Annotated in this window: 13 protein-coding genes; 5 read left to right on the forward strand and 8 right to left on the reverse strand. The window is 39.9% G+C overall.

The features are described 5' to 3' along the window. Window positions 1-154: 154 nt before the first annotated feature. The 6 genes from BB781_RS00355 to BB781_RS00380 form a co-directional block, all read right to left on the reverse strand. Window positions 155-511 carry a hypothetical protein gene (locus BB781_RS00355; RefSeq protein WP_094226517.1) on the reverse strand — a complete coding sequence of 119 codons (357 nt, stop codon included), beginning with the start codon at window positions 509-511 and terminating at the stop codon, window positions 155-157. Next, entirely contained in the window at window positions 472-873 is a 402-nt protein-coding gene (locus BB781_RS00360; RefSeq protein ID WP_094226518.1) for a hypothetical protein, read from the reverse strand. Before BB781_RS00360 ends, BB781_RS00355 begins: the two co-directional genes overlap by 40 nt. Before the next feature lie 176 nt (window positions 874-1,049). Next, window positions 1,050-2,051 (reverse strand): isocitrate/isopropylmalate family dehydrogenase, encoded by a 1,002-nt coding sequence (locus BB781_RS00365; protein WP_094226529.1) that lies wholly within the window; start codon window positions 2,049-2,051, stop codon window positions 1,050-1,052. 26 nt (window positions 2,052-2,077) lie between these two features. After that, window positions 2,078-2,923, reverse strand: a complete 846-nt coding sequence (locus BB781_RS00370) for a DUF7714 family protein (protein ID WP_094226519.1) — start codon at window positions 2,921-2,923, stop codon at window positions 2,078-2,080. Next, window positions 2,920-3,426: a 3-isopropylmalate dehydratase small subunit gene (locus tag BB781_RS00375; RefSeq protein WP_242492482.1), complete on the reverse strand. Its 507-nt coding sequence runs from the start codon at window positions 3,424-3,426 to the stop codon at window positions 2,920-2,922. The genes BB781_RS00370 and BB781_RS00375 overlap by 4 nt, the downstream gene beginning before the upstream one ends. Window positions 3,427-3,515: 89 nt before the next feature. Continuing rightward, on the reverse strand, window positions 3,516-5,987 hold the full coding sequence (locus tag BB781_RS00380; RefSeq protein WP_094226521.1) for an oligosaccharyl transferase, archaeosortase A system-associated: 2,472 nt from the start codon (window positions 5,985-5,987) through the stop codon (window positions 3,516-3,518). A 188-nt stretch (window positions 5,988-6,175) separates the two neighbouring features. Between BB781_RS00380 and asnB (BB781_RS00385) the strand changes: the two genes are divergently transcribed. From asnB (BB781_RS00385) to asnB (BB781_RS00405), 5 genes are read left to right on the forward strand one after another with little or no spacing between them, the layout of a single operon-like run. Continuing rightward, window positions 6,176-8,062 (forward strand): asparagine synthase (glutamine-hydrolyzing), encoded by a 1,887-nt coding sequence (gene asnB / locus BB781_RS00385; protein WP_094226522.1) that lies wholly within the window; start codon window positions 6,176-6,178, stop codon window positions 8,060-8,062. A gap of 35 nt (window positions 8,063-8,097) precedes the next feature. After that, on the forward strand, window positions 8,098-9,093 hold the full coding sequence (locus BB781_RS00390) for a glycosyltransferase family 4 protein (RefSeq protein WP_094226523.1): 996 nt from the start codon (window positions 8,098-8,100) through the stop codon (window positions 9,091-9,093). Between the two features lie 35 nt (window positions 9,094-9,128). Next, entirely contained in the window at window positions 9,129-10,481 is a 1,353-nt protein-coding gene (locus tag BB781_RS00395) for a nucleotide sugar dehydrogenase (protein ID WP_207205221.1), read from the forward strand. Further along, window positions 10,481-11,422, forward strand: a complete 942-nt coding sequence (locus tag BB781_RS00400; protein WP_094226525.1) for an SDR family oxidoreductase — start codon at window positions 10,481-10,483, stop codon at window positions 11,420-11,422. The genes BB781_RS00395 and BB781_RS00400 overlap by 1 nt, the downstream gene beginning before the upstream one ends. Before the next feature lie 15 nt (window positions 11,423-11,437). Continuing rightward, on the forward strand, window positions 11,438-13,375 hold the full coding sequence (gene asnB, locus BB781_RS00405; protein ID WP_094226526.1) for an asparagine synthase (glutamine-hydrolyzing): 1,938 nt from the start codon (window positions 11,438-11,440) through the stop codon (window positions 13,373-13,375). Between the two features lie 415 nt (window positions 13,376-13,790). On the opposite strand, the gene BB781_RS00410 is transcribed toward asnB (BB781_RS00405), so the two are convergent. Beyond that, window positions 13,791-14,837, reverse strand: a complete 1,047-nt coding sequence (locus BB781_RS00410; RefSeq protein ID WP_094226527.1) for a class I SAM-dependent methyltransferase — start codon at window positions 14,835-14,837, stop codon at window positions 13,791-13,793. 616 nt (window positions 14,838-15,453) lie between these two features. Beyond that, window positions 15,454-15,967 (reverse strand): IS630 family transposase (locus tag BB781_RS00415; RefSeq protein ID WP_129582589.1); only part of this gene is annotated, 514 nt, incomplete at its 5' end.

Consider the following 15,967-nt stretch of genomic DNA (forward strand, 5'->3'; position numbering starts at 1 on the left):
AAGGTCAATTTCCACTCGAAATTGCACGAATGAAATACAGTTAAAATTTCAGTAGAACATATTTTGCTTTTTTATTAGTGGCAACTGTCTACAAATGAACGTCTTCATTCCTACGTTTTTAAAAAGGTGCATTCAAATGATTAGACTGCTAGGACTAATCATTTGAGAGAAGGGGGTTTAATAGGGTTTGACCACATTCGAAGCTTGAACAGAAAATAATAAAAAGTCTCATCTTTATTATGTTGCTCAGGCTTAATGCTTCTAAGTATGGGTTATAGGATATTTCATCCTGCAGTTCATTGAAATAGATATCGATCGACGGATTTAGTACAAAAAGATGATCAAGATATCCTTTGAAATTCTCGTAATTGCTGAAGGCCACTACTTCATCAGGTCTGATGCAATCTTTAATCCGAACATTGCTTTCTGAGGTCTTAGGAATAATCCTGTAAGGGAGTCGGATATTGTTTTTTAAGATGCTCTTCTTGTCTTCAAGGAAATCTTCAAGCATGTCTGGAAAATATGAATAACGTTTCTGACACTCTTTTTTCTTTTTTTTTGAGGTTGTGTATTTTTTGTTGAGAACATAACTTTAAATTTTGTATTGTTCTGTGTTATCAAACTTAATATTGTGGCTTTGGATATGGTTCTTTCAAACAGGTTAAAGAAATCGCTAAGCATTGTCTGAGTTATGTGAATGATACGGACTTTTATATTTTCTTTTTTGGCCTCTATCTTTTTTCCAAATAATTTTTCGTATTCTTTTATGCCGTTGACACTTTTTAAACTTATTGTCTTTACTTCACAATTTCCTATAAAGTCACATACTTGAAGCAATACTTTCTTATATCCCTTGCCAATAATCTTAATCATGGATTATACCTTTTTGCGAGTTATTTTGATGTTTGCAAACCTAAAATAGCTTTAATTAGGTATAATCCTTTCTATATAAGTTAGATTTTGATTTAAGTTATGTTTATGCAAATTTTTACAGAAACAAGTATTTTAAGAAGAGATTAAGGGAAAAGAAGAATTTTAGAGGCAAATGGTTAAGCCTCAATTCTTTTTTTTACGTATTCTGCAATACTGTTGCCAACTTGTGATGTAGTGTATTTGCCACCAAGGTCCGGGGTGCAGATGCCTAAATTAAGTGCCGATTCAACAGCTTCTTCCACAATGGTGGCCTCTGCAATATCACCATGCCATTCAAGGAGCATTTTCAGGCTTAATATCGCAGCAATAGGATTTGCTATGTTCCTGCCGGCAATATCAGGAGCACTTCCATGTACCGGTTCAAAGAATGCATATTTCTCCCCGATGTTAGCGCTGGGTAGGAGGCCAAGTCCCCCAACCAGTGCTCCTGACATATCGCTCAGAATATCGCCAAAGAGGTTGGTGGTGACTATAACGTCATAGTTCCAGGGAGATGTGATCAGGTTATAGGCAAAAGAGTCTACAAGTTCATCCCGGTACACAACTCCTGTATCTATGGCAGACTGGCGGGAAACATCAAGGAAAAGCTTGTCAGATTTCATCACATTAGATTTATGGACAATTGTCAGTTTATTTGTTCGGCTCTTTGCAAGTTTGCATGCGTAATCGGCAATCCTTTTAGATCCTTTCCTAGTGATAACCCGCTTAGTAGTAGAAATATCAGTTCCTATTTCCTCGATACCTGAGTACATGCCTTCGGTATTCTCTCTTACTATGATGAAATTGAAGTCCTTGCGTTCAAGAATACCTTTTACTGAGGGTAAAGGACGTATTGGACGGATGTTTGCATACATGTCCAGTTCTTTCCTGATGGTGAGAAGCACACTCCTATAGTTCGGATCAGGTGGTGTTGTCACAGCACCAAAAAGGATACAATCACACTCTTTCAACGTAGCAATATCTTCGTCGGTTATTGCAGAGCCTGTTCTTTCCCATTTCCCATATCCAAGTTCCACTGGCACTTTTTCAACTTCAAGTCCCAGAGCGTCAAGGACCTCTATTGCCGCAGGAATAACTTCTTTCCCAACTCCGTCACCTTCAACAACTGCCAGTTTCATAGCAAGCTTCATAATTTTTCCTCTGTTTATTCCCTTCTCATCTCTTCAACAAGATTCCATACTGCTTTAGTTACCTCAAATTCAGATGCTCCCCAGTGAACTACTGCTCCGCGAATGCCGTTGATGGTAACGATGCCGGATTTTTCGGAGCGACAACATCTTGTAATAAAAGGTTTGGATGGCTTGAACACGTCGGATTTGAATGGGCATATATTCACAAAAGAATATTCAAGTCCCGGAAATCTTGATTCAAAAAGTGTTCTTGATATCTCGCACCCGACCAGGAGTTCTCCATCTTCTTCAATGACATCACAATCCAGGCATTTCCCCCTGAGACCGGAAGAAGAACATGGGAATATGGTATTTTCACTTTCAAATCTTCTAAGGTCTGTGAGGTTTTCTGAGAACTTTATTGTAAGATCGCCGAATATCCCGCTTTTTTCCAGCCTGTGTACAACACTTGCAAGCCAGGAAGGTTCGGGTGGTACTACATCCACTATTTCAATATCAATAATTGCCGCAGGGTCAGGTTTGTGGACAAATGTCAGGTGTTTATCAATACCTGTGAATATGACTGTATTGATTTTTCCTCTACAAATATTTGATGCGATATCTATAAGAAGTGCTCTGTCTTTGATGTTCAGTTCTTCCTCGTAGCGGATTATCTCCTCACAGGATGCTATTTTCGTAAGAGATTCCACGTCTCTTAGCAGGTCATCTCCCAGGTTCTTTACTTCATAAAGGGAGTAACGTTTGTCACTACCACAATGCTCTACTATCAGGTATTTTGTAAGGAAATAAATACGCCTGTCATTGCCTTGGGGAATTTCCCTGCTATGACCCACATATTTGTACTCATCAGGAAATATCATGTTCGTGTATTTGACGATTGATTTTTCATTGCTTTCCGGTGGGCTACAAGTCCACCATCTGTCAACATCTCAAGAAGGAAATCCGGTAGTTTGTTTCCCTGGAATACTTTACCGCTCACCTTTACAGTTCCCTGATGCAGGTCTATTTCAACTTCATCTCCTTCATTGCATTGTACGTCTGCTTCCATCAGTGGCAGTCCTACATTGATGGCATTCCTGAAGAATATCCTCCCAAATGATTTTGCCACCACACATGCTACACCTGCATATTTGAGTGCCAGTGCTGCCTGTTCCCTGGATGAACCACATCCAAAGTTGTCATTTGCAACGATGACATCTCCCTTTTGAACCTTTTTTGGGAACTCGGGGTCAATCCCTTCCAGAACATGATCTGCAAAAACCTGCATGTCTGTTGTGCGCAGGTACTTCCCGGGAATTATGACATCAGTATCGATGTCACTGCCGAATTTCCATGCTTTTCCCTTGATTATATTACCCAATATATCACCTTAAAGCTAGCTTCTGCATGATATTATTTGTAAGTGTCGGGAATAAGTGAAAAAAAAGTAAAGATTGAATGGGAAAGAAGCTTTCATATTTCTATTATGTTCCCATTCAGGATATCCGCTTCACTGATGCTGACCTGTTCAGTGACAGTTCTGTAACTTATTACATAAGGTCCGACAGGCATTGTATCGAATTGTGTTTCGCCTTCCATTGTCCCTTCTGTGGAATAAGGTACTGTGAATGAATACGCTCCATCCGATCCCGCAGTTGTGGACTGTGTGTATGTGAATGTTCTCATCTGGTTGGTCATTATGGTGGTGCTGATGGCCACAGTTTCATTTTCGGGTGCTGTTCCAGTGACTGTGGCACCATCGACGTACTCAAAGATCTTGACGAACCCAGATGCACTTTCAATAGGAATGTTTTCCCCGGTCCACATATTATATATATTTTTGTAGAAGTATTCCAGATCTACATAGGGTTCATGACTTGGATTATAAGCTTGGGATTCATGCACCATCCTATAATGCCGCAGTCCACTTCCATCAAGCAGATGTAATTTCATTTCCATACTGTTCAGGTACTTCATACTTGGTACATTTACAAGACCTTGATCAGAGTTAACCTGGGTATAGTAACCACTTTCGTCTCCGTCCCATGCTGCCATCGCACCGAAGATCGTATAGGCCATTCTTCCGTTACTGATGATGTATCGGCTTCCAAGAACATCGGCAATAGTGTTCGCTTCCTCTTCAGACTGTGATGTGAAATACGAAGCTGCACCTGGTACATCACCGCCGCCAATTCCTGACTGGAATGGATTCGCGTTTGGTATACGGTGTCCGATGTATGTGATCCAGTGCCCGTAGTCCCACCAGGACATGATGCCATAAGCTGTATCAGGGTATTGGTATGTTTCGCCTTCTGCAGGAGTTTCATATAGCTCATAAAAATCAACTCCTGTATCTGGTGTGTTATAACGTAACCATGTCAATGATTCTATCCATGCTGCTTCGGGTCCTCCAACTCCTGTATTCTGCGACGTGGATTCCTGCAGGGGTCCGACAGGATATATGAGGACAATGAATAGTATCAACATAGTAAGAATGTGGATTGCTTTAATGTTTTTTGATTCAAATGGGCGACCTTTTTCTTTTGAAAGCAGGTATTTTTCATATAGTTCTTTCCAGCCAACAGCTTCCAGTATTTTTACAGCCAGGTATGCGGAAAGAAGTGCCGCATTCACTGCAAAATAGTATGCAAAACGGTTCTGCTGATATAAGGCCCAGACCATCATCATTGTCCATACTACAAGCCATATCTCTTCCTGCTTATGCTCACGATATGTCTGGTACAATAATACAGGGATAGCAAGAAATGCAATGTATCCTTCAATACCAAAGTTATCATAGAGTGGAGATAACGAGAACAGGCCTGTAGACCTGTCTACAAAGAAAGGATATGCTTCTGCTATTGTAAGTCCGCCTCCGGAGCGCATGAAATAACCGAATACGCTGATGATAGTTGCGTATACTGTTGGAATAAACAATTTTGAAATTATCAGAACTGTCATAAACAATCCAACGGGAGCTAAGGCAAAATATTTCCTGTTCATCTTTCGCTGGTTCATAAAGCGTGATATCAGGCTGAATACTACAAATCCAATTATTCCTGCAGGAAGGCCCAGCATATACTGGGATTTCGAGGATCCGAGGTCTGGCATTGGAGCGATTATAGCAAATGCAATGAAGAAGGAAATGGCTCCAATAATCGCGAGATACTCCGGATTTTCATTTCTCAAATGATCTATGATATGCTGTATCGTTATGTAAACACCAATGATAAGTGCAAAAAAAAGTGCTCCTTTCCACGCGAGTGCATACAGTCCCATTGATATTCCTGTAAGAACAATATATTTCATGGAAGGCTTCAGTTTACTGAAGTCCTTTGCAAGTATATCATCGAAATTCACCGGATGTTCTCTCATAGTCTTCAATGACATTATCAGGAACATTGCGGTAACGGTACTCATGAGGGTTTCAGCTACGTGATGGTCTGTGAAACCTAAAAGTGACCTGTGCAGGAAGGCGCCTGGGAGTATTGCTATCAGGAATGCGGAAAGTAAACCTACGTTCCGGTTGAATATCCATTTTCCAACATAGTAGGTAGGGATGACCACAAGAGTTCCAAGAAGTGCCGGGAAATATGCTCCGATAACTTCCATCTGATGTGTGGAAGGGTTTCCAAGCGTTAACACATATATCAGGCTTGCAAGTACCCAGTCAAACAATGGGGCAAAGACCATTCTTTGTCCGGTTGGGAACAGGGTATAGGCCTCAAACCAGAGATTATGGGGGTAATTGTGCAGTATCGTACTCACAACTCTCATATGATACCATGGGTCGTTACCTCCGAATCTCACAAAGTTCTCTGACAGGATAACGCTTGCTTTTGAACCGGTTCTGATATAGAACGACACTAATAAAGATAATATCACCCCGGCTATGTAGGGTAAACTATTTTTCAACGGACTTGCTTTTGTTTTTTTATCTTTCATGCATTCCCCTCACAACTAAACATAATTTTTGACATAGATATAAAATACCTTATGGTGGATTACGTTGCTAATAATAAATACTATATAATAAATATAGGTATTGTTAAAATAACATCACATTATTATACAAATAGATTTAAGCCCCGAATTTGATTTGATATCTATCTATAAATGGAGTGTAACACAGATTGTGCGGAATATGCGGATTTGCCGGTTTTGAAGATGAAAAGCTGCTGAAAGATATGTGTTCAGTGATTCATCATCGTGGTCCGGATGACAATGGCATGTTTCTGGACTCGGGTATTGGGCTTGGCCACAGGAGATTAAGTATAATTGATCTGGAAGGTGGCCACCAGCCTGTTCATAATGAAGACGAGACGGTGTGGGTCATTTACAATGGTGAGATATATAATTTTCTTCAGTTGAAAGCTGACCTTGTATCAAAGGGTCATCGGTTCTACACGTCATCTGATACAGAAGTTCTTGTGCATCTTTATGAGGAATATGGTGACAAACTTGTCCATCATCTGAGGGGAATGTTCGCGTTTGCTTTGTGGGACATGACTAAAAAAAGACTGCTTCTGGCAAGGGACCGTCTTGGGATTAAACCTCTCTATTACAGCCTGACAGGGAACAAGCTACTTTTTGCCTCAGAGATAAAAGCGTTGCTTCAATGTGAGGATATAAGACCCTCTGTCAATGTGGCAGCTTTGCATGATTATCTTACTTTCAGACATAATCTTGCTGATGAAACGATGTTTCAGGGTGTTCATAAGTTGATGCCCGGCCATACACTGACCTATTCTGGCGGGAGCATTTTCATAAGCCAGTACTGGGATGTCCCTGCACACGGAAATAACGAATTTACGGAGGATTATTACGTTAATAAATTAAGGGGTCTGCTTGAAGAATCTGTGAGAATCCGGTTGATGAGTGAAGTACCGTTAGGTGTTTACCTGTCAGGAGGTATCGATTCAGGCATAATTACGGGAATGATGAGTAAAATGGTCGATGAGCCCATTGAGACATTTTCGGTCGGCTTTGGGTCAGAAGGTCAGATTGGGGAACTCAGCCAGGCACAGGAAGCTGCGGATTATTTTGGTACCAATCATCATGAGATCGTTGTGGAGCAAGGCGCGTATGCAAAATATTTGAAAGATGTTATATGGCACAATGATGAACCTGTGGCAGACCCATCTGCTCTTGCTGTGTTCCTTCTGTCAAAAATGGCCAAAAAGCATGTGACTGTAGTGCTCAACGGTGCCGGCGGAGATGAGATATTTGGCGGCTATATAAGTTATAAAGTAGGAATGCTGAATAATCGTTATCACAGGCTTGTACCGGGTTTTGTCCGCAAGGGTCTGGTTGCTCCAATCGTTGATTCAATAAGCCCTCATCTTCCAAGTAAATTCTATGTTGGTATGAAGAGCGCTTCTCATGAGATCACAGAACATGGTTTCCTTTTTTCCAAATCTGTGTTTAGTGAAGAGGACAAACATTCTCTTTATACCGGGGAATTGGATAGCAGAATATCTCATGACTCGTTTAATAAAGCCACAGATATACTGTTCAATAACGCAACTGAAAAGTTTGGTAACCGGCAGGAGAGCCTGCTTTCAAGGATGATGTATGCTGATACACGTTCCTATCTTGTGGATCATATACTGCTTGAGACGGATAAACTGACAATGTCAAGTGGTATAGAAGCAAGGGTTCCTATAATTGACCACAACGTTGTAGAATTTGCTTGTAGTATTCCTGATAGCCTGAAACTAAAAGGTATGACTGAAAAATACATCCTTAAAAAGGTAGGTAAGGATATTCTCCCCAAGGCAACTCAGCAGAGAAAGAAACGTCCATTCCGTATACCCATTGGTACATGGTTTAAAGGGGAGTTGATGGAAATGGCAGAACAGGCAATGGATGACTCTGTAATAGTCCGCGAGGGATATTTCAAACCGGAGGTCATACAGGATATCATGAAAAAACATAACCGGTCTGAATTGCTCTATAATCACAAGCTGTATGCTTTGCTTGTGTTTGAGATGTGGTCGGAAACCTTCCTAGAGCGGTGAGAGTGGAGATATTGAAAGTTCTGTTAATATCCAATATGTATCCACGAAAGGGTTTTTGCTTTGGCACTTTTGTGAGGGATCAGGTAAAAAGTATGGAAAAAAGAGGTGTGGTTGTAGACAAGGTTGTGAAAAGGACAAAGAACCCACTTGGTTATTTTTCGTTCCTCAGCCTGAGCATATACAAATTACTGTTCTCGAAGTATGACATCGTACATGCTCATTACGTGCCTCATTCCGCACTTATCCCGGCAATGATCAAAAGAAAACCTTTTATCGTGCGTTTTCATGGGGATGATGCAAGGATATTTCCATGGAAGAACCGCATGAATTATTCCCTTGTAAAATTCGTCACCAACAGGGCTGATAAAGTCATATCCGTAAGTGAAGAGATGAAAGGAATTCTTGTAAATCGTCTTGGTGCTGACAGTTCCAAAGTGGAGGTCATCAGTTCAGGTATAGACACGCATAGTTTTATCCCTATGGACAGGGAACAGATGAGAAATGAACTTGATCTTCCCATGGAGAAAAAAATCGTCCTTTTTGTAGGCAGATTGCATAAATTAAAAGGATTAGACCTGACATACGAATGTGCAAAACAGACTCCTGATATCCTCTACGTATTTATTGGAAGGAAAGATGGAGAACAAGTGGCTACTTATGAGAACTGTTTATTTGCCGGTGAAATTCCCAGAAATGATATCCCTAAATGGATGAATGCTGCTGATATACTTGTTTTGCCCAGTTATACTGAAGGTCTTCCTAATGTTGTTGTGGAGTCCTTGTCATGTGGAATTCCTGCAGTGGTATCTGATGTTGGAGGTTGTCCTGAGGTTGTGAAGGATGGGGTCACAGGTTTTGTTGTCAGGACCGGGGATGCGGAACAATTAAGGGAAAAAATAGTCTTTTTGTTATCTGATGATTCTTTAAGATACAATATGGGAATTGAAGGAAGGAAAGATGTTGTTGAAAGGTATGACCATGACCGACTGATGGACAAGCTCGAAAAGGTTTATCAATCCCTGATGAGTTAACAATTATAAGTTCGTGTATATATTTATTGGTTGCAATGATTACTATGATCCAGCTGAATGAAAAAATAATCGATAAAAGTGCAAAGATCTGTGTGATAGGCCTTGGCTATGTCGGATTGCCTACATCTGTTTTCTTTGCAGATAAAGGGTTCAATGTAATAGGCGTTGATATCGATAAGAAAAAGGTTGAAAAGATAAATTCGGGTATATCTCCGCTAAAAGATCTGGGTCTGGACGAACAGGTAAAGAGACTTTCCGAAAGCAAGAACCTGGTAGCCAGTACCAGTATTGCAGATTCTGTGTCAAAATGTGATATCGTTTTGATCATAGTGCCAACCCCTGTCACCGAGGCAAAGGAACCGGATCTCAGTTATATCGTTTCTGCGGCGGAAGGCATCGCCAGTTCACTCAGGAAAGATCACCTTATAGTCCTTGAATCCACTACTTATCCGGGCACTACTGAAGAAGTACTGAAACCCATACTTGAGAGCACTGGGCTTGTCGCAGGCAGGGATTTTGGTCTTGCTTATTGCCCTGAGCGATATAATCCGGGAGATTCCAATCATACCCTTGAGAATGTAGCCCGTATAGTTGGAGGTATTGATCCTCAGTGGGGTGAGGTGACCCGTGGTTTATACCAGAATATCATCAGGGAGAATGTATTCTGTGTAAAGGACATAAAAACAGCAGAAGCTGCTAAGGTCATTGAGAATATCCAGCGTGATCTTAATATCGCTTTGATGAATGAGCTGGCTCTCATATTTGAGAGGATGGGAATAGACATTATCGATGTCATAGAGGCTGCCTCTACGAAGTGGAATTTTGTGAAATACATGCCCGGTCCGGGTGTTGGTGGTCACTGCCTCCCTGTCGATCCTTATTACCTGACCAAGCGTGCTCAGGAACTTGGATATCATGCCCAGGTCATCCTTGCTGGAAGAAAGGTTAATGATGAGATGCCACATCATGTTTTTGATATGGTTAGTGATGGTCTTAATGACGTTGAAAAGCCTGTGAAAGGTTCAAATGTAGTAATTCTTGGTGCTTCTTATAAGGCAAATACGGCAGACTTCAGGAATTCTCCCAGTGAAACCCTTGTGTCTGATCTGAAAAAACGCGGAGCTAACGTGTATATTGTTGAGCCGAATGTTGAGCTGAACGAGGTTTTTGGTTGCCCATGTATTAGTGTTCATGACTATCTCTCAGTTGATCCGGACTGCCTGGTCCTGATGGTAGCCCATAGGGAATTTGAGACAATTGATCTGTTATCACATGAAAGCGACAGGAAAAGTATTGTTTTTGTGGATGCGGCGAGGAAGTATAAGTCCCTGGATGTAACAAAGGCCGGCTTCCTTTACCGGGCTATTGGTGGCGGGGGTACGAACTGATGTTAAAGGGAAAAAAAGTTGCCGTAACAGGTGGGGCAGGATTCATAGGTTCGAATATTGTTGAAAGGCTGGTATCCTATGGCAATGAGGTAGTTGTTATAGATAACTTCCTGACTGGCAGAATGGAGAACATAGGTGTTTTCAAAGATGATATCCGCCTTGTGAATGGCAGTATACAGGACCTTGGTCTTCTGAGAACCGAATTTAAAGGAGTTGACTATGTCCTTCATCAGGCAGCTCTTCCATCGGTTCCGCGCTCCATAGATGATCCGATAGCAACCAATCAGAACAATATAGATGGTACCCTGAATGTGCTGGTCGCTGCAAAGGATTCAGGAGTAAAGCGAGTGGTCTATGCCGCTTCATCTTCTGCCTATGGCAATACTTTAACCCTTCCAAAACATGAAGGAATGTCGCCTGACCCGTTGAGTCCATACGCTATCAGCAAGCTTGCAGGAGAACAATACTGTAAAGTGTTCTATGATATCTACGGGCTTGAGACTGTAGCTCTTCGTTATTTCAATGTATTTGGTCCGAGACAGGATCCAAATTCCCATTATGCTGCAGTGATTCCTAAATTTATTAAGAATATGTTGAGCGGAGAGTCGCCTGTTATTTTCGGTGATGGAGAGCAAAGCAGGGATTTTACCTATGTGCAGAACAATGTTGATGCAAATCTGCTTGCCTGTACAGCAGCAAATGCTCCGGGCAAGGTATTCAATATTGCATGTGGCAGCAGGATCAGCCTTAATGAACTTGTCATGGCATTGAACGATATTATAGGCACGGATATTGAGCCTGCCTATGCGGCTGAAAGGCCGGGTGATGTGAAACATTCGCTTGCTGATATCACAAGAGCACGGGACATTCTCGGTTATAAGCCAACATATGTTCTGGCAGAGGGCCTTGCAAGGACAGTTGAGTGGTTCAAAAAGCATTGATAAAAAGGAAATAATATGTGTGGAATATGCGGTGTCTTTGGACTTAATGACATGTCCCTGATTAGGAGGATGTCAGATCAGTTAGTTCACAGGGGGCCCGATGACTACGGATTTTACAGTGATGAGTTTGTGATGCTTGGTCATCGCCGTTTGAGTATCATCGATCTGTCATCCGGTAAACAGCCTATACACAATGAAGATGAGTCCATCTGGATAACTTTCAATGGCGAAATATATAATTATCTTCCCCTCAGGGCAGAGCTTGAGACCAAGGGTCATGAGTTTTACACATCAACAGATACCGAGGTCATAGTTCACCTGTATGAAGAATATGGTGAAGAATTCATATCCCGGTTGAGAGGGGATTTTGCATTCTGTATATGGGACTCAAATTCGAAGAAGATTCTCCTTGCCCGTGACAGGTTAGGAATAAAGCCTTTGTATTATCTGTTGACGAATGGCGTCTTGCTATTTGCTTCTGAGATAAAGTCCATTCTTCAGTACGAGGAGTATACTCCGCGGGTAGATCCAAATGCGCTCCATAATTTTTTCATGTATGTTTATAATAATTCCTTGCAGACCCTCTTCCAAGATATAAAGAAAGTTCCTCCGGGCAGCTATATGGTTTTTCAGGGCGGGGAGCTGCAAATCAAGAGTTATTGGGATGTGCGGATCGATGAATCTGCTACCACGGATGAAGAGGAATATTCCAGAAGGCTTCGTGAACTTCTGGATGAAGCCGTTGAAATGCAGCTTATGAGTGATGTTCCTCTTGGAGCTTATCTTAGTGGTGGATTGGATTCAAGCTCAGTCGTAGGTCTGATGTCTCAGTTCGTTGATGCTCCCAAGACATTTAGTGTAGGTTTTGGTGATTACGGTGAGAGTGAACTGAAATATGCAAGAATCGTTTCGGAGCATTTTGGAACGGACCATCACGAAATCATTGTTGAGCCGGATTCTGTCAATCTACTACCCAAGATAATCTGGCATCTGGATGAGCCCATGGCTGATATGGCCACAATACCTGTTTATGTAATGTCAGGGGAAGCAAAAAAAATAGTTTCTGTTGTCCTGGCAGGTGATGGCAATGATGAGATATGGGCAGGTTATTCGAATCACTACATTTACAGCAAATTGAAAAAGGTTCAGAATTCGATCCCCAATCCTCTGCGCAAGGTCATGCTTCCAGTATCCAGGGTGCTGATCCCTCCTGCATCGGAACTTGCATCGGCATTCGTAAAAGACCCTCTTACAAAAGCACGTTTCCATTACAATGGTGAGCTTGTTGAACATTTGCTTGAGGGGGGCAATGAATTCATTTACAAGACCTGTTACCCGCTAAGCCACGTGGATATAAATGAAGTTTATTCTGATGACTTCCTGAAGAATGTAGAATCTCCTGAGCAGGGCAGGGAAGTGAGCCGGAGGTTCATGGAACAGAAACATGATGTTCTCAATAACCTGCTTTTGATGGACGTGAAGACAATTCTTCCTGACAGCTATCTGGTAAAAGTTGACCGGATGACCATGGCGCAGGGAATAGAGGCGAGAGTTCCGCTAATTGACTATAAGTTGGTCGATTTTTCATTTATGGTTCATCCAAAACTCAAACTGAACGGGAGTACAGAGAAATATCTGTTCAAAAAGGCTATGAAAGGTCTGCTTCCCGAGGTAACGGTTGCAAGGAAGAAGAGAGGATTCGGTGTGCCAACTGACAGGTGGGCTGAGGAACTGAAGGATGTGTTTGAGCCTCTTCTTCTGAGTCATTCTTTGGAGAAGAGGGGTTATTTCAGGAAAGAGTTCCTGATAAAAGCGGTAGCCTCTCTTAAGAACATAGATCCTTATCAAACAAGGGTTGCCTGGAATCTTGCCACTTTAGAGATGTGGCACCGGATCTTTGAAGATGGTGGGTTGCATATGGATATTGAGACCATCTTGCATGGATGGGATTAATTTGTAAGGTCATATCCTTGTTGTGGTATTTGTTCTGATTTCAGGTTCGTTTTGTAGAATTCAATATGGGGATGTTTTAACATGGCTTTTTTCAAATCATTTATCTATAGAGCAAGGTTGAAGCAAATTTGATATTCTTGACATATATCTTGAAACTTCTATACATTATATATAACGTATTCTGCCAATGCATTGTTGCAGAAAAGCATTTCAACATCAGGTCTACAGCATGAAGCTGTTTTAATTTTATACATTTGTTCTATATCAGCAGCTTATCTTTTAGCATGTTGGAGGTTTTTGCACTGTTAGTTAAAAGCAAAATCTATAAAATCCTCCAACATATAATATCATTCAGTTGCTATCATAGATTTCTACTAATAATTCGAATACGAAGAGTTTTTTATGGAAATTATCACTATTTCTTTTTTAATAACAGATGAACTTCGGAAGAAAGATGCTTTTTGTCTAATTCAAATTGCATTGAATCAATAACCGGAATTATCATTTCTTTAAAGGTATTTATTAATTTATTGGATGCATGATTTTTTTCCACGATAATACTTATGTCTCTATATAGGTCGACGATATCGGTACCAAACCACCATTGTGCAATAATATCAAATCCAAATTCATCACACATATAATTTAGTGAGTTTTCGGTGTATAAGTGAGTATGCCCGCCGTGTAACTGTCGATGAAATACATTTGGAAAAGACATTTCTAAATATACAGAAAGACTGAAAAGTGGTACAGATATGTATAAGTATGATACATTGGGATTGCTTTTAATATAATTCATTACTTCTCTTGGATTCTGCAAATGTTCTAATACTCCAATCATTGATACTACATTTGCATCTGTATTTTGCAACACTTTATTAGTATTCGAAATTTCATGGACTGATAAAGTGTTTGAATTATTCATTCTGTTACCAAATTCAACTTGACATTTTGATACTTCAGAGCCAAAAACATTAGTTAACCCTATTTTTTTAAGGGCTGCTGTAAAATAACCAGAGCCTGCTCCAAAATCCAAATATTTTAGCTTATCTGGATGTTCTCCATTATTAATAAGAGCAGTAACTAAAAAATCAGCTTTAGGTATATATATGCTACTTACTCTACGGTTATAATCTTCAATTGATTCTTCTTCATAACTTTCAGCATAACTTTCTCCACTGTCTTTAGTATATATTGCTTCACAAAATTCATTTGTATCCTCATTGGCCCCATTCAAATGTGAACAATTATTGCATATTTTATATTCGATCATATCTTTTATAAAATCATAATCTTGACTCAATAGTCCATTACAATTTTTACAGTTAATGCGACGCGGTTGTTTGGCATATGTATCTGCGATTTTTCTCTGTTTTTTCACATGTTTGTCATTTTCAATGAAAAATGATTTTTTTTGCATTACCAGTGATGCACTAGATTTCCCATGTTGCTCTATTTTCAATTTAAATCCCCATTACTTTGTATGAATAAGTGATAAGTCTGTTCCTATTATTTGAGAGCAGGATATTTTTAATTTTTGCATGATTTAAGTTCAATAATATTTCTCTTTAGGTTGTTTAGCATTAGGATTCAATTTATCTCTTCCACTTATTTTTTGTTTCTTTATCGTAATCCCTAATTAAATCTATTTCAGTTACACTAAGTGAAATGGCATTATCCACTATGCTATAAAAATCAAGTTCTTTTGCGTTGAATATGGCAAATTCACTTTAAGTTGTTTATTTGCAGTATAAATAGATTGTCTTATGGCTCTGTAGAAAACCTATTGAAATCATTGTCTATAGCCTAAATTCAGCAAAAATAATTACTATCTTGAGCAACATACCAATGTTTTATTGACTTATATTATTGTTTGAATTTAGAGGATTTCTATAGAACCTGTCTTATATTGTCGGTTATTTCAACATTGGACGGAATATTGAGTACGCTTTAATTATTTCATCGTTAGTCTTAACATAATTAGGTTTATGTAAAAAAGATGTACTTTTAATATTTATGTAATGTTTTGTAGTAGAAATACAGGTTATTATATGCTTAACTTAAAGTATACTTTATAGTTAATTACTTAACTTTTCTAACTTATTATCCAGAAACTTCTCAATCCATTTTCTTGCAAAACTAAGATTTGATGAACAACTAATAAACGTCTCAGCAATCAGTTTTTTCATATGGTCGAGATCTTTGACAAAATTACAGGAAATTATTCTTTTGACACTCTTCCAGATGAATTCGATTGGGTTCAGGTCAGGCGAATATGGAGGCAAATAGACCAACTCGATATTATTTTCCAATGAGAAATCCACTGTATCTTTTGCCCGATGTGACCTGAAATTGTCAAGAATGATCACTATTCTCTTTCCCATGTTGCTGTTTATAATAGTTGATAGAAACGAGCACACGTCCTCTTTAGTTGAATGTTCCTTGAAATCAATAACAGAATTACCATTCAATGAATAAAACCCGAATGAGTTTGCTTTTAGCCTGGTTGTGTTTTTAAACATGACTGGTTTATTGAAAGACCACAAACGAACTGTATTTGACGTTGTTTGAGGGGACGATTCATCAAGAAAA

It is taken from the genome of Methanolobus psychrotolerans (genome assembly GCF_002243045.1).
Lineage (GTDB): Archaea > Halobacteriota > Methanosarcinia > Methanosarcinales > Methanosarcinaceae > Methanolobus > Methanolobus psychrotolerans.

What these genes read in the sequence shown, in the direction of transcription:
- asnB (WP_094226526.1), top strand. Translation starts at nt 11,438, where the DNA reads ATGTGTGGAATATGCGGTGTCTTTGGACTTAATGACATGTCCCTGATT.
- BB781_RS00355 (WP_094226517.1), bottom strand. Translation starts at nt 511, where the DNA reads ATGCTTGAAGATTTCCTTGAAGACAAGAAGAGCATCTTAAAAAACAAT.
- BB781_RS00365 (WP_094226529.1), bottom strand. Translation starts at nt 2,051, where the DNA reads ATGAAACTGGCAGTTGTTGAAGGTGACGGAGTTGGGAAAGAAGTTATT.
- BB781_RS00395 (WP_207205221.1), top strand. Translation starts at nt 9,129, where the DNA reads ATGATTACTATGATCCAGCTGAATGAAAAAATAATCGATAAAAGTGCA.
- BB781_RS00380 (WP_094226521.1), bottom strand. Translation starts at nt 5,987, where the DNA reads ATGAAAGATAAAAAAACAAAAGCAAGTCCGTTGAAAAATAGTTTACCC.
- BB781_RS00360 (WP_094226518.1), bottom strand. Translation starts at nt 873, where the DNA reads ATGATTAAGATTATTGGCAAGGGATATAAGAAAGTATTGCTTCAAGTA.
- BB781_RS00370 (WP_094226519.1), bottom strand. Translation starts at nt 2,923, where the DNA reads ATGATATTTCCTGATGAGTACAAATATGTGGGTCATAGCAGGGAAATT.
- BB781_RS00400 (WP_094226525.1), top strand. Translation starts at nt 10,481, where the DNA reads ATGTTAAAGGGAAAAAAAGTTGCCGTAACAGGTGGGGCAGGATTCATA.
- BB781_RS00390 (WP_094226523.1), top strand. Translation starts at nt 8,098, where the DNA reads ATGTATCCACGAAAGGGTTTTTGCTTTGGCACTTTTGTGAGGGATCAG.